Annotated in this window: 15 protein-coding genes; 14 read left to right on the forward strand and 1 reads right to left on the reverse strand. The window is 43.9% G+C overall.

Annotation, left to right across the window (positions count from 1 at the left end; translation table 11 throughout):
* Nucleotides 1–149 precede the first annotated feature (149 nt).
* The 3 genes from AC07NA_RS00295 to AC07NA_RS00305 are packed head-to-tail and all read left to right on the forward strand — an operon-like array spanning nucleotide 150 to nucleotide 4,760.
* Nucleotides 150–3,578: a TonB-dependent receptor gene (locus AC07NA_RS00295; protein WP_494894651.1), complete on the forward strand. Its 3,429-nt coding sequence runs from the start codon at nucleotides 150–152 to the stop codon at nucleotides 3,576–3,578.
* A 10-nt stretch (nucleotides 3,579–3,588) separates the two neighbouring features.
* Nucleotides 3,589–4,413: a hypothetical protein gene (locus AC07NA_RS00300; RefSeq protein WP_494894652.1), complete on the forward strand. Its 825-nt coding sequence runs from the start codon at nucleotides 3,589–3,591 to the stop codon at nucleotides 4,411–4,413.
* An 11-nt stretch (nucleotides 4,414–4,424) separates the two neighbouring features.
* The gene (locus AC07NA_RS00305; protein ID WP_494894653.1) at nucleotides 4,425–4,760 is read left to right on the forward strand and encodes a hypothetical protein; all 336 of its coding nucleotides are present in this window, start codon (nucleotides 4,425–4,427) and stop codon (nucleotides 4,758–4,760) included.
* Between the two features lie 111 nt (nucleotides 4,761–4,871).
* Here AC07NA_RS00305 and AC07NA_RS00310 read toward each other — a convergent pair whose 3' ends face one another.
* On the reverse strand, nucleotides 4,872–6,407 hold the full coding sequence (locus AC07NA_RS00310) for a serine hydrolase (RefSeq protein WP_494894655.1): 1,536 nt from the start codon (nucleotides 6,405–6,407) through the stop codon (nucleotides 4,872–4,874).
* A gap of 140 nt (nucleotides 6,408–6,547) precedes the next feature.
* Between AC07NA_RS00310 and AC07NA_RS00315 the strand changes: the two genes are divergently transcribed.
* From AC07NA_RS00315 to AC07NA_RS00365, 11 genes are all read left to right on the forward strand, one after another.
* Complete coding sequence (locus tag AC07NA_RS00315) at nucleotides 6,548–7,561, forward strand: sensor histidine kinase (RefSeq protein ID WP_494894656.1); 1,014 nt, start codon at nucleotides 6,548–6,550, stop codon at nucleotides 7,559–7,561.
* A complete protein-coding gene (locus tag AC07NA_RS00320) occupies nucleotides 7,551–8,252 on the forward strand; it encodes a LytR/AlgR family response regulator transcription factor (RefSeq protein WP_494894658.1) in 702 nt (233 codons plus the stop codon). Before AC07NA_RS00315 ends, AC07NA_RS00320 begins: the two co-directional genes overlap by 11 nt.
* 198 nt (nucleotides 8,253–8,450) lie before the next feature.
* Nucleotides 8,451–9,044: an RNA polymerase sigma-70 factor gene (locus AC07NA_RS00325; RefSeq protein WP_494894660.1), complete on the forward strand. Its 594-nt coding sequence runs from the start codon at nucleotides 8,451–8,453 to the stop codon at nucleotides 9,042–9,044.
* Nucleotides 9,045–9,203: 159 nt separating this feature from the next.
* Nucleotides 9,204–10,226: a FecR family protein gene (locus tag AC07NA_RS00330; protein WP_494894662.1), complete on the forward strand. Its 1,023-nt coding sequence runs from the start codon at nucleotides 9,204–9,206 to the stop codon at nucleotides 10,224–10,226.
* Between the two features lie 249 nt (nucleotides 10,227–10,475).
* Nucleotides 10,476–13,904, forward strand: coding sequence for a carboxypeptidase-like regulatory domain-containing protein (locus AC07NA_RS00335; protein WP_494894664.1), 3,429 nt, complete (start codon nucleotides 10,476–10,478; stop codon nucleotides 13,902–13,904).
* Nucleotides 13,905–13,906: 2 nt separating this feature from the next.
* On the forward strand, nucleotides 13,907–15,631 hold the full coding sequence (locus tag AC07NA_RS00340; RefSeq protein WP_494894666.1) for a DUF4397 domain-containing protein: 1,725 nt from the start codon (nucleotides 13,907–13,909) through the stop codon (nucleotides 15,629–15,631).
* A gap of 8 nt (nucleotides 15,632–15,639) precedes the next feature.
* Nucleotides 15,640–16,845, forward strand: coding sequence for a hypothetical protein (locus AC07NA_RS00345; RefSeq protein WP_494894668.1), 1,206 nt, complete (start codon nucleotides 15,640–15,642; stop codon nucleotides 16,843–16,845).
* 22 nt (nucleotides 16,846–16,867) lie between these two features.
* Nucleotides 16,868–17,944: a fasciclin domain-containing protein gene (locus AC07NA_RS00350; RefSeq protein WP_494894670.1), complete on the forward strand. Its 1,077-nt coding sequence runs from the start codon at nucleotides 16,868–16,870 to the stop codon at nucleotides 17,942–17,944.
* Nucleotides 17,945–17,948: 4 nt separating this feature from the next.
* Nucleotides 17,949–19,226, forward strand: a complete 1,278-nt coding sequence (locus AC07NA_RS00355; protein WP_494894672.1) for a fasciclin domain-containing protein — start codon at nucleotides 17,949–17,951, stop codon at nucleotides 19,224–19,226.
* A gap of 28 nt (nucleotides 19,227–19,254) precedes the next feature.
* On the forward strand, nucleotides 19,255–20,235 hold the full coding sequence (locus tag AC07NA_RS00360; RefSeq protein ID WP_494894674.1) for a fasciclin domain-containing protein: 981 nt from the start codon (nucleotides 19,255–19,257) through the stop codon (nucleotides 20,233–20,235).
* Nucleotides 20,236–20,249: 14 nt separating this feature from the next.
* The gene (locus AC07NA_RS00365) at nucleotides 20,250–23,492 is read left to right on the forward strand and encodes a TonB-dependent receptor (protein ID WP_494894676.1); all 3,243 of its coding nucleotides are present in this window, start codon (nucleotides 20,250–20,252) and stop codon (nucleotides 23,490–23,492) included.
* The last annotated feature ends 22 nt before the right edge of the window (nucleotides 23,493–23,514 follow it).

Consider the following 23,514-nt stretch of genomic DNA (forward strand, 5'->3'; position numbering starts at 1 on the left):
CGGAAGCCGGGAGCAGATCTGATCAGATCATTCCTTTAAGCCAATAGTTTTCGACGACGCAGGCTTAAAAGCGATCCTCCCGCGGGTTTTACCCGGCGGTATTAACAGAATTATGCCCTTACAGACAAAAAACGTCAATGTTCAAATTTATGCAAAAATCAGCAGAACCTTATTTTGCTGACAGAATTATATTAAACCCTTGTCATGATCAGTATGTATCATCACTGCCACATAAAAACCAGCAGGAACGCAAACCGGGCTATAACTGGTATTTCCTGATGAAATGTTCATTTATCGCCCTCCTTATCCAGCTTACTTTTGCCGGTTTACTTTTGGCATCGGCAGTTAAGGGCCAAAATATCAATGAGGTTAAAGTATCCCTCAACCTTAATCGTGCTACGGTAAAGGAAAGCCTGCTTCAATTGCAAAAGAACAGCGCCATCAAGTTCACGCTGTTTAACCAGTTATTGGAACAAGAAAGTAAGAGAGTAACCCTCAACACTTCGCAAATTTCGGTAAGTGACGCGCTGAAAAAAATATTATCGGGCACCCGCTTAGGCTATAAACTTGTTAACGAATTTATAGTGATCGAAGTAAAACCCGTTCCGCCGAAACCCGGACGAATTTCGGGTAAGATAGTTGATGATAAAGGCCAGGCACTGCCCGGAGCATCTGTGCGTGTAATAGAAACAGGTGGCGGAGCTGTAGCTGCTGTTGACGGAACCTACATCCTGAACCTGCCGCCGGGTACCTATACGCTGGAGTTTAGCTTTGTATCGTACCAAACCCAACGGGTTACCGGTGTTGTAGTAACCGACGATAAAAATACACCGTTGGATGTAGCACTGAAAATAGATACTAAAGGGTTGAAAGAGGTGGTAATTACAAGCGGCTATAAAAAGGCTTCGGTTGCAGGTTTATATGCCCGGCAAAAAAACACCTCCAATCTTTCCGACGGTATCTCAGGCGATCAGATCAGCGCCACACCTGATAAGCACGTGGGCGAAACCCTGAAACGCATCACCGGTGTATCTACCACTGAAAACAGAAGGGTAGTTATACGGGGTATTGCCGAACGTTATAATGTATCGTTGCTAAATGGTAGCACACTGCCAAGCACAGATGTGCAGGAGCGCGATTTTGAGTTCAACCTAATTCCTACCAACCTGGTTGAAGATATAGTAGTGGCCAAATCTATCACTGCGGACATGCCTTATGGTTTTGCCGGGGGACTGGTTCAAATCACCACCAAATCTGTACCCGAAAGTAATTTCCTGTCTATAAGCGCGGGTACATCTTTCAACAGCCGCACCACCGGCAAAGACTTTTTAAGTTACGGTCGTGGAAAATATGATTACCTCGGGTTTGACGATGGTACACGAAACCATTTTCCGGATGGTCTGCTGAATTTGGTGGGCAAGTTCGATCCAACAAAGAGTGATGAGCAAAATGCAATTAAGGCTGCCCAGGTTGGCGAACAAAACAAACGTATTGGCGGAACAGAACGCTTAGGCGCACGACGCTTTGACGCGCTGCCTTCGCAAAATTACCAGTTAAGCCTGGGCCGCACTTACGCGCTGAGCAGCACTAAAGAGCGCAGGCTGGGTTTTGTGAGCTCATTAAGTTACCGGAACACGCAAAGTAATGATTATGTTTCCAATATGCGCCGTGGCGATTGGTCGCATGAGCCTGCACGTGGAGATGATCCTACGGATGTAAATACCGGGAATATATATGGGTTTAATACCACTTTGGGATTACTGCTAAACGGCGGTTTCAAAACAGAGAATCACCAGATCAATACCTATAATTTATACACAAGGATATTTGATAACAGGTTTAATCGCTATACCGGCTGGACTTTTGAAAACGCGAAAGACAACATGGATTTCAAATATGGGGGCATACTGGAAGATGACAGGCCTAAGTTTACAGATCTGCTTCAGAACAAAGTAAGCGGCACCCATCAGTTTAATTCAATAAAAATTGAATGGGGCTTAGCCAGAACCTCCCTGAAAGCGATAGAGCGGGATGCCATTACAGCTTCTATGGGCGCGAGGGAAGTTGGTAACACAGTATTGTACCTCTATCAACCGGGTACCATAAGCGATCCGGGGGCCGGCCCGCTGCACCGCGACGAATATATTTATAAAGAAAAGAACTTTGATGCAGTGTTTAGCGCCGCTTATGATTTTAAGCTGGGTAAAACCAGTCATACCGTTAAAACCGGTGCTAACTATTTAAAAAAGCATGCCTTTTACGATTGGCAGGTACTTCCTATAGCAATGGGTATAAACTCTACGGTACCTATCGAATTGCTCCCTATACATGAATGGGGTAATTACATGAGCATGGAAAATACCGGCAACAGTTTGTTTTACTTTAAGCAAGACTATACTTCAAATAAATTTGAGGCTAAAAGTGTAAATACAGGCACATTTGTAATGTTAGATCACAAATTGCTGCCCGGCCTCAGAATGGTATGGGGTGTAAGAGCCGAATACTTTAAGCTGGATACGCTTATCAACTCCGCCAGTTTGTTGAGAGATAAGAACAGTAAGATCTTTTTTGCTGAAAACAAGGATTGGTATTTCTTGCCATCGGCAAATATCACTTACTCTCCTTTAAAAGACCTTAACCTGCGTGCCTCTTATGCCAAGGCAGCCGTTCGCCCGGGATTGATGGAAAATTCGAGATTTTCGCGTTACAACCCCAACTACGGATCGGTGGTGAGAAGCAACGGGGTTAGCAGTACCCTTATTGATAATTACGATGCCAAAATAGAGCTGTTTCCCGGTGCCGGAGAACTGTTGTCGGTAGCTTACTTCTACAAGTACTTTGATAAACCGGCAGAATACTACAGGTTAGATAATGAAAACAATGGAAGAGGATATATCACCATCTCCAATTCCGACTGGGCAAAAGTAAGGGGCTGGGAGTTTGAACTTCGTAAAAGTTTGGGTTTTGTGTATGAGCGCCTTCCTTTCCTTAAGGATGTGTATATCAGCGGTAACCTTACGCTTCAAAAATCGCAGGTAAGGGCGCGGGAGGTGCAGTATGAAACAACTGCTGCCGGCGCCGATACCATGTATTATAAATACCTGAAATATCCGCGGGCATTGTATGGGCAGGTTCCGTTATTATATAATGCGGGTATACGCTACTCCGGTAAAAAACTGGGTTTAAACCTTACCTATAACCATGCAGGTTATAAAACATTTATTACCGGTATAGAGCCTGCTTATGTTGAATATGAAAGGCCGCGTTCGCAAATGGATGGGCAAATAAGCTATAAATTTTTGAAGGGGAAAATAGAAACTAAGTTGAATATAAGCAACCTGCTGGATGCGCCTTTCCGTTATTTTATCAATGATCCTACAACGTATGAACTAAAACCCGATACCGAAGGTAAGGTAAACCTGGAATGGAACGACAAGTATGCTTATAAGTTCGGTTTCTCGGAGAAATTTGAAGAAGGTTATGTTGACCCGGAAACGAAAAGGCGGGTTGGCGACCGGGAAACATTTACCCGCCATGTAGGCCGTACATTCAGTTTTACTATTTCTTACAATTTTTAATTGATTAATCATGAGCAAAAAAATTAAGATAATATTCCTGGCAGTAATGCTGCCTATATTGCTGTTCAGCGCCTGTAAAAGGGATGGAGTTTCGGTATTACCGAAGATAAAGGCAATTAATAAAGAGTATAAAATAACCGGTTTTGTGTTAGGAGATACTATTGAACAATATTTTGACGGAGTAAAAATGCGCGACTACTACGGAAAGGTGATAAAAACCTCGATGCGACAAGATCAACTGGCTTTTGTTACGGATGAAATTAAGATGGAGTTGAGAAAAAAGAGCACCGGCGAAACGGTTTACAGCCAAACATTCAATATCAACGATAAGCAAAATATTGTTCCCAACTTTTATTTCGACGGGGTGAAGTTTAGTAAAGGCTACGCTTACCCCGATCCTTCGGGAAATGATTATACGGTGAACTTTTACCTGGACCCACACGGAGGTTCTGCCACTGTTGACATCAACATTGAGGTACTTGAATACTATTTTGATTCTACCAAGCCTGACCCCATCATTGTGGTAAATACCACCACTATTCCAATTGCCCAAAATGTTGAGCCCGGCAAATGGACACCTTATTTTAAAGTTCAGGTACCTGTGGCCACACCACAGCAAACCGGAACCGAACTATATCCTATTGTAGTGGTAAGAGATGCAAAAACTAAAGCATACTATGTTAACAATCGTGACTACAGCACAATTAATTTAGAATTGCCTTACGATGGCGTTTCTCCCGGTAAAGTACAAAGCCTATCCTTAAGTAAGATACCCGGTGTCGGAAAAAGTTTCTTTCTGGATTATCACGACCTGGTGCAGTTATTTCCGCGATAATTATTAATACAATGCACGGAATTAGTAAAGCCAGGCATAAGCATTTGATTGATGCCTTGCTTGGAATGGAAAACCTGTTGAACGAAAAACAAAGCGAATGTGAACACGCGCAGCAAACTGCGGAATATCGCGCAGAGCTGGAAGAAATGTATACCGAATATGAAAATCTGCTCGCTAAACTATCCGTCATCATAGTGGATTATGAGATTTTATACAGCCATGTAAAGATCAATTACCTGGCAAAAAAACTCAGGGAGTTAAAAAAGGAAATTCCCGCGGACAATAATTCATGCAAGCCATCTTCAAGCCTGCTGCGCGAAAACATCAGGCTCGCCTACGCGACTTAATCTATAGCCCCTATTTATTATTTTAACAACAAAGGCAGCGCTTAATAGCCTGCCTTTGTTGTTTTGCTTGTTTGTAACAGGCTTTCATTGAGTATAAAAGGAACAGAAAGTCTACTGTTTTGTGGGTAACAATTGGGTCAATATTCTTTTACCATCTTCGTTTCCGGGGTTCAATGCTATCGATTTTTGATACATCAGTATGGCATCTTCCTTTTTACCGCTGTCTCTTAACAGTTGTCCGTAACTATCATACGTATTAAAACTATCAGGGAAAATAAAGGTAGCCAGTTTAAATACTTCGAGCGCCATTTCGCGGTGCCCCGGGAAGGATGACATGTAGAAAAGGTTATAACCCAGATCGTTCATTTCGCCTTCGTTTAAATAATAAGCTGCTTTATCGGCTTTATTTGCATTGAAAATGGCAGCGGCATGGTCAGCTCCCTGTTTTACCAGCGCGGTGCCGTAAAGTGTTACTAACGATTTACTGGTTCTGAACACCATTGGCGCCTGGTCATTTAATAATGATAACGCGGAAGTGATGAACCGCCCAAACTCACTCCCGGCAGTATTATCAAAACCGATAATGGTTTGATTTTTTGCGAGGTTATGCAGATAAAAGGTAGCAAGCCCGAACTTAAACCCGCCATGCCCAACAGATCTGCCAAAAACGGGCTGATCAAAAATTTCCCAGCCTAAACCATAAGCCATCTTTCCTTCGCCATCCATAGTGTCCATTCGGTGGACGTAATATACGGTTCCGTTATTCAATTTAAGAGGAGTAATCGCTTCCTGTATGGTGGCGGGTTTGAGTAGTTTTCCTTTAAAATAAGCCAGGTCAAATTTTAACATATCGGCAGTGGTACTCATTACGTTTCCCTGCCCGGTGGTACCGCTGTTATTGTAGGTGAGGTACCTGTATCGCGAAATGGAATCAACCGCTACAAAGGTAGTATCGTATCCCGGGTGTGGTTTCATTTGTGGTTCTGCTATCAAACCTTCGTCTTTTTGACCGGGAATCGTAATATAGCTGTCTTTCATCCCCGCCGGTATAAAAATATATTTCCTGGTATAGGCCGGGAACGACAAGCCGCTTACCTTCTCAATTAGCAGGGCCAGTAAATTATATTCGGTATTACAATAACGAAATTCGTCGCCGGGTTTAAAGTATAGTCCGCGTTTCCATTTGTGCAGTTCGGGTAATACATTTCGGTTGGTAATAATTGTATCCGGAAACTGTTTCACCAAATCTTCAAACAATTCCAAATCCGGAAGCCCGGAAGTATGGGTTAATAAATGACGGATTTTTACATCCTTAAAAGGGAAGTCGGGGAGGTGCTGAACCACAGCATCATCGAGGTTGAATTTTCCTTTATCCCTTAACTGTAAAACAGCCGTCGCTGTTATTACTTTTGATATTGAAGCCAGGTTAAAGCGTGATGCAGGTGTGTTAGGTGTTTGTGTAACAAAGTCGGCGTAGCCCGAAGAAAATTTGATAATAGTCTGTCCATCATCGGCCACTAAAATATTACCGTTATGCTGTTTACGCTGCTTCAATTCTTCAAAATAAGCGTTAATTGGTTTTGGCTGGGCCGATAAATATAACGGGCATAGCCATAGCAGGTACAAAAAAAGGAATCGTAATTTCATGATCGTTTGTTTTAAGTTTCAGCCAAAGTAGGCGGTAGGGAAATGCACGGCCCAACACATCGTTCAACTGCCCAAACACCTCGACAAACCGGCAAGTGCTTCTGATACAGGCAAGCGCAAATTGTGATAACTTTGATTGCATGAAGAAAAGGATACCCTTATTCTCTTTTACCTTTTTAGTTTTTTATGTGCTGGTTATTATTGCAAGGCAATTGCCCGGATTGGTGCATGGTCGCTTTTCTTTTGGCGAAGGCAGCCACAGCCTTGCCGAGTGGCTGCAATTTGCCGGCGACGTACTGATCTATTATCTGCTGGCGTTGGCTGTATACTTATTACTGTGCCGCTTTCATCTCCGTAGGCAATACCTGCAATTGCTATTTGGTGTATTGCTTGTTTGCATAGCAGCATTTTTTTGTTGCTTGTTTTGGACGCGGGCTTTTGAAGATGCCCCCGTGCGAATGAGCCGTTATTTTCAGTTCGTGATTATCCCCATCAGCGCGCAGGTATTCTTTGCAGTCATATTTTACCTGGTGAGGTACGCTCAGTATAAAGAATTACAACAGGTAGAATTGCAGCTGCAAAACCGGCAGACCGAACTATCCTTTCTGCGCTCGCAAATCAACCCGCATTTTCTATTTAACCACCTCAACAATATTTACGCGCTGGTGTACGAGCAAAATGCCCAGGCCTTACCCGCCATATCCGGATTGTCGGAATTGTTACGGTACATGTTGTACAATACCAACGAAACAGTTCTGTTAAGCACCGAGATCAGCTATATCGAAAAATATATCGCCTTACAGCAACTCCGGTTCGAGCATTCAACCATGATAACGATAACAAAGAACATCACTGATGAAGCTGCACATATTCCGCCACTGTTATTGATCCCTTTTATAGAGAACGCCTTTAAACATGGACAGGTGGGCGTAAAGGAAAATTGGCTTAAAATAGAGATAAACAACAATGCGAACCGGTTGATTTTTAGCTGTACTAATGTAACTGGTACCCACAAAAAGGATATTACCGGTGGTATCGGCCTCAGCAATGTAAAACAGCGGCTCAACCTGCTCTATCCGGGGCTGCACCAAATTGAAATTACCGAAATTGACCACCTGTTTGTGGTAAAACTGCAATTACAATATGGAAAGTAAACAACTGATACGCTGTATTGTAGTGGATGATGAGCACCCGGCTATCCGCTTGCTATCCGGTTATGTTAAAAGAACACCAAGGCTTCAACTGGTATTGCAAACAACGAGCGCGGTTGAAGCGCTTGAGGCCATCACAAAAGGTGGAGCAGATTTAGTATTGTTGGATATACAAATGCCGGAGATCACGGGTATCGAAATAATGGAATCGCTCAAAAATAGCCAGGCTAAAGTGATACTCACCACAGCCTATGCCGAGTACGCGCTGGAAGGCTACAAGTACGACGTGATCGATTACCTGTTGAAGCCTGTTACTTTCGAACGCTTTTTGGTTGCCATTACCAAAGCCAAGCAGCGTATCGGTAACCCGCTGCCGCAGCAATGTTCGGGATATTTGCTGTTGCGGACTGAATACAAGGTTCAAAAAACAGATTTTTCTACTATTCTTTATATTGAAGGCCTGGGCGATTATCTCATCTTTTACCTCACTACAGGCAAGCTAATGACGCTTGAAAGAATGAAGAATATTGAACAGGCATTGCCCGATGAATGCTTTGTACGCATACACAAATCATACATCGTGAACATTAGCAAAATAGACTATTTTGAAAAAGCTAAAATTGTAATAGCCGGGCAGCATTTGCCGGTTGGCGATACCTTTAAAAATGCTGTTAAAATAAAATTGGGCTGGTAATCCTTGCGAACAGCGTGTTCCACAAATGGTAAATTTAACCGAGTTTAATGCTTGCAATTAAGTTTGAGCCGAAGGATTAGTATGATTTAAGATACCTGACACCCCATAACATAATCCATTCAACCTAATAAGTTAATGTTTTGATAACATTAGGAGTGAGGCCTGATATTTATTTTTGCCGGGAGCTTTTTTCTATGTATGCGTAAGGCAAGTCAGGATTTACCGGATAAGATATTAATGGAAATGCACCTTGAAGGTGATGCAAAGGCATTTGAAATATTATTCAAACGGTATTACGATTCGCTTTTACGATACGCATTAAGGAATACCAAAGAATTGGAAACCGCCGAAGAGCTTACCATGGATGTAATGCTGCGGATCTGGCAGAAACAAGCTGCCGTTACCATCGAAACAGATCTTCGCCCTTACCTGCAACGGGCAATTAAGAATGCCATATTTAATTATCACCGTAAAAAAATACTGGATATTGTTACCATAGAAGAAGATAAGCTGGAAGCGATAACCAATGGTAATAATGCAGATGATAAAATAAGGCATACCGAACTTAAGATGCTGTATCAGCAAAAGTTGGGCGAACTAAGCCCTCAGCGCCAAAAAGTATTCAGGATGAGCCGGGAAGATAATATGAGCTATGCCCAAATAGCCAAGCAATTAGGCCTCTCAGTAAATACGGTCGAAAATTACATGGTTGCCTCATTGCAGTTCTTCCGCGAGCACATGAAAGAGCATACAGATTATATTGCTGTGCTGGTCATCCTGTTATCCCTTTAACAAAACCCTCCTTTATAATTCCTGTCGTTTTACAGCCTGCACTAATTTGGTGGGCGGCTTTGCTGTGATTTTGTTCTCACTGAAAATATTTTCATATTTTTTTTAATTGGATAGGTGGTAGCCTGTAAAAATGGTGTTTGTATAAGTAAGCACCCTAAAATGGATAACACCAACACAAAGAAAAACCTTATCAGAAAGTACATCAATAAACAATGTACACCGCAAGAGTTACAGGAAATTAAAAATCTGATGAACTCGCCCGGGATAGACATGCTGTTTGAAGAAGTACTGTCAGAAACCTGGACAGAACTCGAAGCGGAGCAAAATATTGATCAGCCTCATTTAAATACACAACTTAATAAGTTTTACAATAAACTGGGCAATGACACAGCCGGGGCTGCACAGCAGCAGGAGGCCGTGGTGAAAAAATTAAACTGGCGCAAATATCTTTCTTATGCGGCCGTGTGGACTGTAGTAATTATGGGCTTTGCCGGATATAGGTTGTTTCGCTCTAATACCCCTACATCGTTACCAAGAGTAGCGATGCGCGAAATAGCCAACCCTTACGGAAAAAGATCAAAAATTATTTTGCCGGATAGTTCTGAGGTGTACCTGGGCGCGGGCAGTAAGCTGACCGTTCCGGAAAATTTTACAGGTAATACACGTACCATATCCCTGCAAGGAGAGGCATTCTTCCAGGTAACCAAAAATCCGGCTAAGCCTTTTATTATCCGCACCGGTACCATACAAACCAGGGTGCTTGGTACATCCTTTAAAGTAGACGCGTTTGAGGGCCGTGCAATGGAAGTAGCGGTTGTTACCGGCAAAGTACGTGTAGATCAGTTTGCCGGCGGAAAGCAGGTATCGCTGGCCATACTTACACCCGGCCAAAAAATGACCTATGCAAACAAACAGGCTACGGTGAACGAAGTGCTGGTTAATGATATAAGCGCATGGCAGGATGGCAAGCTTGTATTTAAAAATCAAAAATTGAGCGAGATAACCGAGGTTTTGGAGCGCTGGTATAATGTAAAGTTTCAGTACAAGAACGCTGCGAAGGCTGATGAAAGAATCAGTATTACACTGCAAGGCAATGCGCCGCTTAACAAGATCATGAAGGTACTAAGTGCAACCGGGCACTTCAAATTCTCTATCGACGCTAAAAACGTCACCATTAAATAAACAGCAAAAGATAAGAAACGAAAGGATGAGTATGTAAGTAAGCGCTACCCATAAACAACATTCCCCGCCAAAGGCAGGGAACGCATTTTACGAATAAACCGTGTGAATTTCCACGTCCTCGCGGTTTAAACAAAGCCATATCCTTTGCAGGGTATGGAATTAACAGATTATCGCCTTAAAGGCGAATAACCCGTAATGTTCAAAAATATGCAAAAAGGATTAAAACGATATCCTTCAATACAATTTATTATGAGATGCTCCTTTATTGTTGTTATAGCCCAGCTCGTTTTTATGAGTATGCTTTTGGCTAATAACGTAAAGAGCCAGGATCTCAGCAAAAAAATTGATCTTAACTTAAAGAATGTTTCTATAGCCCAGGGCTTATCAGCCATCAGCGGCCAAAGTGATATCATGTTCTCGTTAAGGGAAGAAGCCCTTAAAGGCAATACAAAAAAAGTTACCCTTGTTGCCAGCGCCATCAGTATAAAAGATGCCATTGGCGAACTGTTGGCTCATACCAATTTGGAGTATAAAATAGTAGAAGGTTATGTAGTGATTGATAGCAAGCCGGTACTCATAGCCATTACAGGTATTGTTACCGATGAAAAAAGTAAGGAAACCCTTATAGGGGTTAGTGTTCGTGTAAAAGACGGCAACGCCGCAGGCATGACCGACGCGAACGGCCGTTTCCGCATTTCGATACCCGAAGAGGGGGCCACACTGGTTTTCTCCTACATTGGTTACCAAACCAAAGAAGTTAAGGTAAGCGGCAGCGCCAAAGAGATCAATGTTAGCCTGAAAGCATCGTCAACACAATTGGGCGAGGTAAGCGTACAGGCCAGGCGACAAACCAACACAGAAATATCAGTACTTAACGAACGGAAAAAAGCAGCCATTGTACAGGATGCAATTTCGGCCGTTCAAATAGAACGCACCGCGAGTATCACCACCACACAGGCCTTGCAAAGGGTAGCGGGTGTTACCGTAACCGACGATAAGTTTGTGGCCATTCGTGGTTTGGGCGACAGGAGCGTGGTAGGCCAATTAAATGGTGTTCGCCTCGCATCGTCAGATCCCGACAGGAGTTCGATACCGTTTGACCTGGTACCGGCATCTCTTTTAGATAATATCACCATTTATAAAACAGTTACGCCCGATAAACCCGCTGACGCGGCGGCCGGTATTGTTGAGTTGAAAACCAAATCGGTACCTGATAGCATGATATTTAACATTATCGTACAATCGGGCCTTAACTCAAATATTGGCATAGGCGGGCAGTACAATAGTTTTTATAATAGTGATATGGGCCTTTGGGGCAGCAAGATCAATAAAAAGAATCTATCGCCCAATTTTTTAAACCTGGCAACCCAATATAAAGGCGGGCTCAATCAAATACAAAACCTGATAGCCAACAGCGGCTACAGCCCGGCGGTTAAACAGGAGGTGGGGCGCATAAATAACATTATGCAATCCTTCGATCCGGTTATGACCACGAGGTATCAGCAGGCACCCCTAAATCAGCTGTATTCGGCAACGTTTGGCAACAGTTATACTGCTTTTAACAAGCACAAAATAGGCCTCATTATTGGTGGTAATTATTACCGCCGCACAACCGATATTTCCGGCGGCGATATTCAGCAGTACAGTATTTATCAGGGGGTAGTTACCGGTAATCCGCAGGTAAGCAGTCCGCGTAATATTCCTAATTACATAACACCCAATAATTTATACATGGGCCGATACCAGCGGTACAAAGAAAATACCGGTACCGAAACGCTCAATTACGGCTTGCTTACCGGTTTAACGTATCGTTTTGATGCGCGCAACGAGATAAGCATGCAATACCTGGGCAGCTGGGGGGGCGAAACGCAGGCCACCAATATGTATGGCAACTATGAGTATAGCGGCTTGCCCGGCGAGGTAAAGAGTACTATTTACTCGTTAAAGCAAAGCTACCGTAAGCTGAATACGTTTAACTTACAGGGCGAGCATAAATTGCTGAAATCGGAGTATTCGCCACGGTTAAGCTACAACGTAGCCTCATCAAAATCGAGTCAGAACGACCCTGATTACCGCTTTGTTACCCTGGCAGATTATATGCCGAGAACCGGTGCAAACTATGAGCAGCCTGCTACAGGCCCAATTAATACCAATCCCGGCCAGGCATATACGCCGCATTTATACGCGCTGTCTTCGGGTTACGTAAACGGGTTTGGCGCTTACGGAATCATCCAGGCCGAACCTAATGGCCGCAGGTACAGGTATCTTGATGAAACCAACTATAACTACAAGGCCGATCTGGCTATACCATTTAAGTTGCTGGGACAGAAACAGGAATTTAAAACCGGGGTGAACTATCTTAACCGCGACCGTGTTTTTACCGAGAATGTTCTGTTCTTGCCGGGTTCTAACTTTTCATCCAACAAATCATTACCGTTATATACTGTTTCGGGTAACCTGGACAGGTTAGTGGGGCCTGAGATAATTGGCATACACCCTATGGCTCCCGGCGCGGGCGAAGGTACAAGTCCGGTTGGCGGGTTTTTGTATAACAGCCAAAAATCGCCTAATAACTATACCGGTTTTTTTGAAACCAAGGCAGGTTATGCCATGCTCGATCTGAAGCTGACAGAAGATCTGCGATTAGCAGGTGGTGTACGTTTCGAGTCGACCAATATCCAGTCGGCGGTGGATACATCGGGTGTGTTTCTTGATCCGGCTTTAACCGCGCCCGGTACTAATATCCCTTTAACGTTAACCAACCCTAACTCGGTTTATAAAGTTGGTTACAAGCCTTACTATTCGTTAAACGCTACCTACACCTTAAAAAGTGATATGAACTTCAGGGCAGGGTATAACAACACCCTGGCAAGGCCCGAGTTGAGGGAAATTACCAATGTGTTTGAGTTTGATGCCTTTCAAATGGGCCTGGTAGTGGGTAACCCAAACCTTATTAATCAATCAACCCAAAACCTCGATTTCAGGTGGGAGTGGTTTCCAAGCAGCGGCGAGGTACTGGCCGTATCATTATTTGGTAAGCGGATAGAAAATCAGCTGTATAAAGTATTCAGCCTTAAAACAAGCGGACTGGCGGCAACTTACCCGGAATATCCAACCATCAGGTTTGAAAACGATCCTAACATTGGTAAGGTATGGGGTATTGAGCTTGAAGTGGTGAAAAACCTGGGTAAAGTATGGCGACCGCTAAATAACTTCTTTATAGGATCTAACCTGATGCTGGCGCAAAGCGATATCAAAAAATCGCCTGAGAGGCTTGAGGCCAACAGATCGTTAGACAGGCATACGCCCAATAACAGTCCGTTGTTTGAACAGGCGCCTTACTCTATCAACGGCTGGCTTAATTACGATAATAAAAAATCGGGCACAAGCCTTACAGGTACGTTCAATATGGTAGGCGAGCGTCTTATCCAAATCAATCTTACCGGTGAACCCGACCTGTACACACGCCCGGTACCTATGCTCGATTTTGTTTTTAGCCAGCGTATAACACGCCGCATAATTTTTAAAGGCTATGCTAAAAATATCCTCAACCCGGCAATACAAACGGTGTATGCCAACCCGGGTACAGGTGGCAAATGGTATGGTAACCAATACCTTAACCGCAGCTATAAACGCGGCGGCGAGTATATGATGGGCTTTACCTATAATTTATACTAATAATGAAAAATATAAATAGATATACACTGCAGCTACCTGTGTTTATAGCCCTGCTTGTGCTGATGGTATTAAGCGCCTGCAAAAAAAACAAGCAGGATTTTGAGTACGATAACCGTGTTACCACTGATGCCCGCAAAAGTTCATCATTGCGTGTTGTAAACATAGGCGGTTACGGGCAGGTAATTATGGATGGCGATACGCTTACCAGCTTCAAGTTCGCTGCACCTACCGATCCTGCTAACCCGGTGTTTCCGGGTACCAAATACTTTCCGGAGAATGGAAGCCTTGGTACAACCTGGAGTATTCCGCAATCGCTGTTAAAGGGGGGCAAAGCAAACCTTAAAACAGTATTGGGCGGTTATAATATACCCTCGCAGGTATTGAGTATCGATCTTCAGGAAACATTACAGGCTACTGATTTCTACCTGCAAATGAGCGATAACCTTGTGGGCGAGCCTGTTCCTAAATATCTGAAGCTACCGAGGGATGTTTCGGCTCCGTCTGATCCTACTAAGTTTAAGATCCGGATACTTAATCTTTCGGCGTTGGTAACCCGTAACCCCGATATGGAAAATTTGATTGGCCCGCTAAGTCTAACCTGGGCCGACGGTACACCCATCAGCGATAAAACCAATAATATAGCTCCAGGGCAATATTCAGACTACATAGAGTTGCCATACACCACCGCGCAATTAAAAGTGTTAACATCTGCTGGTATACAAGTGCCGGGGATAGGTTCAGGTCCGTTTTTTCCTGCAACGTCGACATTAACCTCGGCACGCGGCTGGCCGCCCGAAGATTCGCGCTTAACCTTTTCGGCATTTAAAAGTTTTGCACCCGGTGGTATTTATACCATTGTTGTGTCACCATATTATTTTACCGTTCCGTATTTGATCGGTAATCCCGGCGAAGCCTTTAAAGACTATCAAAACGCCAGCCGCATTATTAATGACATCAGCGAGCCGCTTAACGTAACTTATGCCAGGGTGCAAGCCGTTAATACCTTGCCGGGCGTAAATGATGTAAAGATCACCATGAACGGGCAGGCATTAGGTAATGCGTTAACCTATACCAGCCATACCGATTATCAAAATTATGTAATTGGCAATTACACCATTGAAGCAAAGAACGCGGCAGGTAACCTGCTGGCCACCGCGCAGGTACAGCTTGATCCTAACACGAATTTTACCCTGTGGCTGCATCCCGATGCTAACGGAAAAGCGACCATTAGCCCTGTGGCCAATGATTTGAGCGGAGTTATACCGGGTATTGATGCCGGTGATGATGCTACTTATGTTCGTAACAAGCTTAATTACCCTTTCAGTATCAGGTTTTTAAACCTTTGCCCGGATGTGCCTTATCTTACTTTCACAAAAGATAACGGGCAATCCTTTTTGCACAACTACAACCGTAACCCTGCTGCTGTAAATAATTTAAGGCCGGGTATTTTCCCTATTGAAGCGCCATACATCCAACTCGATTATGATGATATGGCTTACAAAATAATGGCCTTTCGCTCGCAACCGGGAGTGGTGCCGGGCACTTGGGCTAATGATATCCCTTTGCTAACCGGTAAGGATTTGATTGCCAGACCCGAGTTATATGTAAGAGGCGGCTTGCCTAACCATGAACCGGGTATTTACACCATAGCGCTGGTAGGCAGCACAAAAGCATCGGCACCGGGCGGTGAAAAAGCCAAAATGATTATTCTGAAACATACTAAATAAATATCATCATGATAAGATCAGGAATGAACAACATGATATTTTGCGCTGCCGTATTGTTGCTTTTTGCAACCGGCTGTGCTAAAGTAAAATATGCAAAAATAGACGACCCTGCTTACTTAAGGGTGTTTAACAACCTCAACTACAAAATAGGGGTTGATAATAAAGATGAAATGCTGCCCTTTTTAACCATGCTGATAGATCCGCAGGTTGACGAGAGCGGTATGCCCATAAGCGCGGCCATCAAAGGCGATTTTCTGGATCAGCGCGATCCTTACGCCCCGCCATATCCTTCGCACATAGGCAGTGGGGTATCGGTTAACAATCCCGAGTATCCCGGCCGCGAAAACGTATTGGTTGGCCCGGTATTGAACGGGTATGACCTGAGCAGCTGGGCGCAGATCCCATCGGGTAAGCACCGAATCATGTTTATGTTCAGGCCAAAAAACACGGTTCCGTTTTTTAACCTGGAGGCCAAATTAAAAAGGAATGTACTTATTGATACCACCATTACACTGGATATTAAAGAAGTATATACCCTGCATGTATTGCAAAAAGATTATAACACCAAAAGGAACGGTATTTACCTGCGTAAAGAGAATTTTCAAAAACTCCCGCTATCCGACTCAATGATCTATGTTAACTTTTACAACATGAGCGCCAAAGGTTATTGGCAGGCCGATAATGAAATTAAAGGCGGTAACGTGTACGGAAAGGGTGCTTTAGGCAATGGCATTAAAGATGATATGAACATTTTTGCCACCCTGTATAAAGATGCTGCTCTCAATACCCTGCCCGTTAAACTACCGGGTTACAGCGGTAAATATCTTGGCAGAATGGTGCGCAATTCAGACGTGCTGGAGGTTACCCCTTACTACAGTTTCCCGTTGTTTGCCGATGCAAAGGCAGGCGGCATACATACCGATATGTGGCAGCGGTTTGATTTTGTGGCACAGGGTATGGATATCGCCGCTATTCCGTACGGGCAAACCGATCTTAATACCGATGCTAACTGGGCGCCGGTTCTATGTTTTATGGCCGGTAAAACAGGGAGGAACGATCAGCAAAACGCTGTTTTTCTGCCTAACATGATCGTTAATATTCACTCTGGTACCTACAATCCGCGTTCTTTCGCTACGGTGAACACAATAGAGGTTGTAAATGGTAATGTTTACCTCACCACTATACAAAGAAAGTACGCGCCGCCGGTTTACTAAATCATCTTAAATAAAATAGCTGATGAAAAAGATAACATCATACCATAAAATATTTTATTTGCTGCCATGGATATTGTTACTGGTGTTAAGCGCCTGTAAACACGATGACCTGCAAATTTTTAAAGCCAATGACAATTTCAGGCCCGGGTTTGATTTTGTTAAAAACAATTACGACCTGAGCATTTTTGCCGCCGCTATTGAAAAAAGCGGGCTGGCAGAGCAATTGAATACAGCAGGCCCTTTCACCATACTTGCCCCGGCTAATGCCGCATTCAACGTAATGGGTATCAACAGCCCTGCTGATCTGGATAAAATGAACCCCGATACGCTGAAATTTTTGGTACAACGCCACATTTTGAACGAGCGTTTGCAAATACAGGATATCCCGCGTAATTCGGCCGATGTACGGTACCGCACGCTGGCCGGCACGCAGGTATATACTTCTACAGCATTTAACGGCATCCAAACTGATACTTATTTCGACGGATCGTATGTAAGGCGCCAGGATGTAACTATTGCCAATGGCACGCTCCACGTTTTGGATAGGGTGATGAAAGCCGATGCCAACACCACCGTACAAGACTGGCTGGCTAAACGCCCCGAATACAGCACACTGGTTACCGGGTTAAAAAAATTCGGGTTTTGGGATGAACTGGCAACCGAGGGGCCATATACAGTTTTAGCGCCAAAAAACGAGGTATTTGAAGCGGCCGGTTTAACGCCCGCGGTTATCAATAGCTTAGATACCTCACGATACATGGGCGCCCGTTTATTCGGCTGTTATGTAATGCCAAAGAAACACTTGTTTGTATCTGATCTGGTAGTGTTTTCCATAATCAACGGCGACTACTTTTATTATTACGCCATACCTAACGATACCTATATAATGACCATCACTGCCGGGAGGATCAATTATACCGCCGGCGATTATTCCCTCGGTTACGGTGTGTCGGTGCGTTCAAAGAAAAACGCTCCTTATGATATCATATCCAATGTTACTGGTAATAACCAAAAAGGGCTGAATAATTTGGTTGATAATGGGTTGGTTCAGGATCTGGGCGGAATTATGATCATGCCTGATCAGGCTATAAAAAGATAATAAGATGAGCTATAAAACTGAAAAAATGAATATAAAGATACTTGCCCTGTGCCTGCTGGTGTTGATACTGGCATCGTGCACAAAAAAAGAATTTCAGCCTGAAGTGGAGGGAGCTCCTATACCGGCCGAGGATATTGAGAGTATTAAGTTTACTGTAAAGCAAGTGCTTGATGCATCGCCATATACAATTTTTAAAGCTGCCTGGAAACGCAGTGATATGGACAGCATTATCAACAAGAGAGGGGTAGGCGCGCCCTTAACCTTACTGGTGCCTACCGACGCGGCGTTTGTGGCAGACGGTCTTACGCTGGAAGTGATCAATAGCACTACCCCCGCCATGCTGGATAGCTTGCTGCTTTATCATACCTTAAGTCAGGCAACTACTCCGCATACTTTAAGCAGCCGCGATGACAATACCTCGGTGTTTACCTTGCTTGAGAACCCGTATTTAAAAGCAAGGCCCTTTGAAAATGTATATACGCCCGACAGATACTTTTACAAGCAGTACATGAAGGTGAAAGGCAACGAACTGTTTTTAAATGGAAAAAAGAGCGGAAGCGCTGCTATTACCCAGGCTAAAAACGGGGTGTTGTGGCCGGTAGATCATGTGTTGCACAAACCAACAAAATCTATAATGCAGGTTTTACAGGAGGATAGCCGTTTTAGCATGTACCTCGAAATTATGACCAAAACAGATATGCTTTGGGACGAAGCCATGATGGGGGTTTATCAAAGACCCAGCTATTTTCAGGATGGGTTGATAGTAACTGATAATCCATATTCTGTTTCTTATGCTATTAGTTTCACTTCCGTTTTTGTGCCAACCAATGAGGCTTTCCGCGCGGCTGGTTTTAATAGTGTTGATGATTTGATGGCACTGAATAACCGCAATCCATTACCTTATTTTGACTGGGATACCTTTGAAGCAGTAGGCACCGGTTATGCTACCGATACCTTGTTAACCATGCACCGCTGGGGCAGGCTGTTTAAACAGCAGGATGCCTTTGGTTACGGAAAGGATAATCCTGATGCATTTTATTCTAATGATCTGAATAATACTTTGCTGGCAAACTACGCGCTTACGTCTTCAGGGTATACAGGTACCATCCCTATACTTTATGTACCGCTTGATTTTGGTGCCGATGGTAGTGGCAGGGTAACCGTAAAGGTAAAAGGATCAGAAAAAGAGGCCGCCACGGTTATAGAAGCTGACATTAATACGCTGATGGGGCCGGTTCATGTGGTAAACCGCCTGATGCCGCCAAAAGGGTTCAAGTATTAAATTAATCGTAACCTTTTAAAAACAAACGATGAAAAATTTAAAATATCTGCTGCTGGTTTTAGCGGCGGCCTTTACGGCCTGTGCCAAAAAGGATAATATTATAACGGTAGATAATACCAAGATAAGCGCGATTGTAGCCGATAACTTTAACCTGTCGGTTTTTAACACCGCATTAATCAGAACCGGTTTAGCTAAAGTTACCGATCAGCCGGGAGTATTTACGGTTATAGCGCCTTCAGATGATGCTTTTGTTGTCGCCGGTTTTCGCGATTCTAAGGCGATATTAAGTGCTGATCCATCAAGGGTATCGGCTATTATGAACTACCACATTCTTAACGGTAGTTACGAGTTTAATAAACTGCCCTACCTGTTCAACCAGGAAATACGATCTGCAAACGGCGGTAAGCTTTTTGTAACGCATTGGGTAAAAGGCGGCGATACGGTATTAACCATAAACGGATCGAAAGTGCTTTCGCAAAATGTAAAAGCATCCAACGGTTTTATACAGGTGGTTGACAGGGTACTTGAACCATATACCCACAACCTGGTTATCGAAGCCATCGCGTCAGACCGTGACCTTACCTTGTTTTACCAGGCATTGCAACGCGCCGGGCTGGTAAATACCATAAGCGGCACAGGGCCTTATACCATATTCGCGCCTAATAATGCCGCCATGGCAGCCTTCGGTTTAAGTTCTATAGAAAGCATTAACCAGATGCAGCCTGCCGAACTATCACGCCTGATGAGTTACCACATTATTACCGACCGCCGCTTTGTATACGATTATGTGTTGAGCACCGGCAGTACGAATAAAAGTGAGCAAACCATGCTCGATGGTAACTCTATAACAATAACGCTCAAGACTAACCCCCAAATACAGGGGGCGTTTAACGGTATAGAGTTAAAGGGAACAGGAAACACATCTGTTATTCAGCTAATAAAACAAGATGTGCTCACCGGTAACGGTGTGGTGCATACCATAGGCAGCATGTTGAAAATTACCCAGTAATAAAGCATTTCACGATGATTAAAAGATATACATTTCAGAAGATATTAATGCTTCTGCTGTTGTTGCTGCCATTCGCGGTAGCGGCACAGGAAACCAGCGGTACCCTTAACGGTACCATATTTGATGCCGCGGGGCAGCCATTACCCGGCGTTACGGTTGTAGCTATACATCAGCCTTCGGGTACAAAATATGCCGTATCGGCAAATAAAGATGGTTACTATTATTTAAACAACCTACGCATAGGCGGCCCTTACAGTGTTGAAGCAACCATGATAGGTATGGCCGCTGTAAAAAAAGAAAATATAACGATAAGGCTGGGTACCGCGCTTCAGCTAAACTTTGTATTAACCGATAACACAAAACAGCTTAGCGAGGTAGTAATTAAGGCAACCAAGAACGGAGCGCAGGCAAGTACTTATGGTACGGGTAAAAACATCAGCGCGTCGCAAGTGCGTAACATGCCCACGGTATCGCGCAGTATAACTGATATTACCCGCCTGGTGCCGCAAGCCAGTAAGGATAACAGTTTTGGCGGTAGCAACTTCAGGTATAACAACGTAACTATTGACGGTGCCATTAATAACGATGCTATAGGCTTTAGTCCTTCGTTAGGCGGGCAGTCGGGTACATCGGGTATGGCGGGTAGTTCTACGCGTACCAACCCGGTATCATTGGATGCTATTGAAGATATGCAGGTATACCTGGCGCCTTACGATGTTAAAATAGGAAACTTTACCGGTGGTTCTGTAAACGCGGTTACACGCAGCGGTACCAATACGGTTAGCGGCTCTGTTTATGGTTTTGGCCGTAACGCGAGCTTAACTGGTAACGATAGGGTAGGCACACTTGGTAAAATGAATAGTGATTTTTATGATTATCAAACCGGTTTCCGCTTAGGTTTCCCTATCATCAAAAACAAATTGTTCTTTTTTACCAACGAAGAAATAACACGCCGTCAGGATCCTGTACAACTAATGGCCGGGCAGGCGGAAATCAGCCAGATCTTGAGCCTGGATGATGCCAATGCCATAACTGCCGCCAATTTCATCAATACAGGTACGGCAGGTAATTTTAACACCTATTCAAAATCGACCAAATTTTTTAACCGGTTAGATTGGAATATCGACGATAACAACCAGCTGGCTATTCGCAATAATACCATCTTATCTAAGGCCACTAACCTCGATCGCGATCAGCAGGATTTCAAGTTTAGCAGCATGGCTTATCTGCAAAAAAACAACCAAAGCTCAACCGTTGCCGAGTTAAAAAGCAGGCTGAACAATAACCTTTCGGGCAATGTGCTGGTTGGTTATACCATTGTAAATGACTCGCGCGATCCTTTAGGCGATCCCAGTCTTCCGCAGGTGCAAATTATGGGCCGCACACCGGGTACAACCATTTATTTAGGTACAGATCGCGAAGCCAGCATATTTGATATGCAGCAGCGCACTTTGGAGCTTACCGCCAACCTGAACTGGAACTTGGGCAAACACCGCATTACCGTTGGTACCCATAACGAGCTTTACAACATTACCTATGGTTTTGTAAACGCCTGGAACGGTCGTGTAGATTATAACAGTATAGAAGATTACCTAAACAATATCCCATATCGAGTACGCGGCGCTTACAACTATCAAAACAACAGCCGCGAATACATTTTAAATAACCCCGGCGCAAAGTTTAACATCAACCTATATAGTTTATATATACAGGATGAGATCCGGGTATCAGACAAGCTGCGGGTTATCCCCGGTTTAAGGGCAGATATGGCTTACCTGGGAGACAAGCCCGAATTAAGCGAAAAAACGCGTACTGCCGCAGCTGATCCGTTTTTCGGGAACACGTATACTTACACGCCTTTAAACCGTATCACTAATAACTATCTTAACAGGGTTCAGTTATCACCAAGGTTAGGTTTCAGGTACGACTGGAATGGCGATCAAAGTGTGATACTGCGAGGTGGCGCGGGCTTATTCACCGGCCGTATCCCTATGGCCTGGTTGGCTTATGCCTTTTACAATAATGGCAACAGCTATGGCGGTTTTGACCAAAAGGCAGATCAGAAACCATTTTTACCGGGTACCAATCCGTTACAGGGTGGCGCTAATGGTATTGCAGGCTTTATTAATCAAAACGGTACCAATACAAACAATGTAAACAGCGGTAAAACACAGGTCGACCTTATCGATAATGATTTTGTTATGCCGCAGGTACTCAGAACAAGTTTAGGCGTAGATTATACCACAACCGATCAATGGAAGTTTGGCGTGGAAGCCATCTACACCAAAACCATAAAAGATGTGCTTTTTCAGCAATTGAACGTGCAGGATAACCCTACTTATTACGGTTATGATAAACAGCGACAACAACCGGTATACAGCGGTACTGTTGATCAGCGTTTTTCAAACACCTATTTGTTAAGCAACACCGGTAAAGGTTACCGTTACAGCCTGACGGCAAGCATCAGTAAAGCTATTGCCGATGTATTGCAGGTATCGGCATCTTACACCTACGGGCAATCGAAAGATCTCTCGAATGGGGTACGTAACTCTATGGAATCAAACTGGCAATTGAACCAGTCGCTGGTGCCCAACAACCCGGTTTTAGCTAACAGTAATTTCGATATCCGTAACCGCATAGTGAGTACCATAAGTTATAATAAAATATGGGCAAAAGCTGGCAAAACAAATATTTCCTTATTCTTCAGCGCGCAATCGGGTAGTCCGTTCACTTATGGTATTGTAAATAACAGCATACAGGGCTTACCGCAACAGGTTAGCTTAGCATACATCCCTCAAAAAGATGAAGCTATAAAATACTTCCAGGATAACGCTACCGCGACAGCAGTGCAACAGGCCGATGCATTTAATCAGTATGTTGACGACAATAGTTACCTAAGCAGCAGAAGAGGGCAGTTTACCGAACGCAATAAAGGCCGCACGCCATGGAATGTTCAGGCCGATCTGCACCTTTCGCACGATCTGTTTGTAACAGCCGAAAAGAAGCAGTTTGTAACCTTCACCGTTGATGTAATGAATTTGACAAACCTCATCAGCAAAAGCTGGGGCGTGCAATACTTTTCGCCAAATACATTTAACTCCACTTCAAGTGTTGGCTTAACGCCGGTATTATTTCCGCCGTCGCAAAATGCAGGGGAGTACCCTTTGTACCAGTTCAAAACACCGGGCAAACCGTATAGTATAGACTATTATGGCTCACGTACGCAGGTACAGCTTGGTTTAAGATATACCTTTTAATGATCAGCACCAATCGAGATAA

Source organism: Mucilaginibacter sp. GW821-FHT07G05 (genome assembly GCF_059418565.1).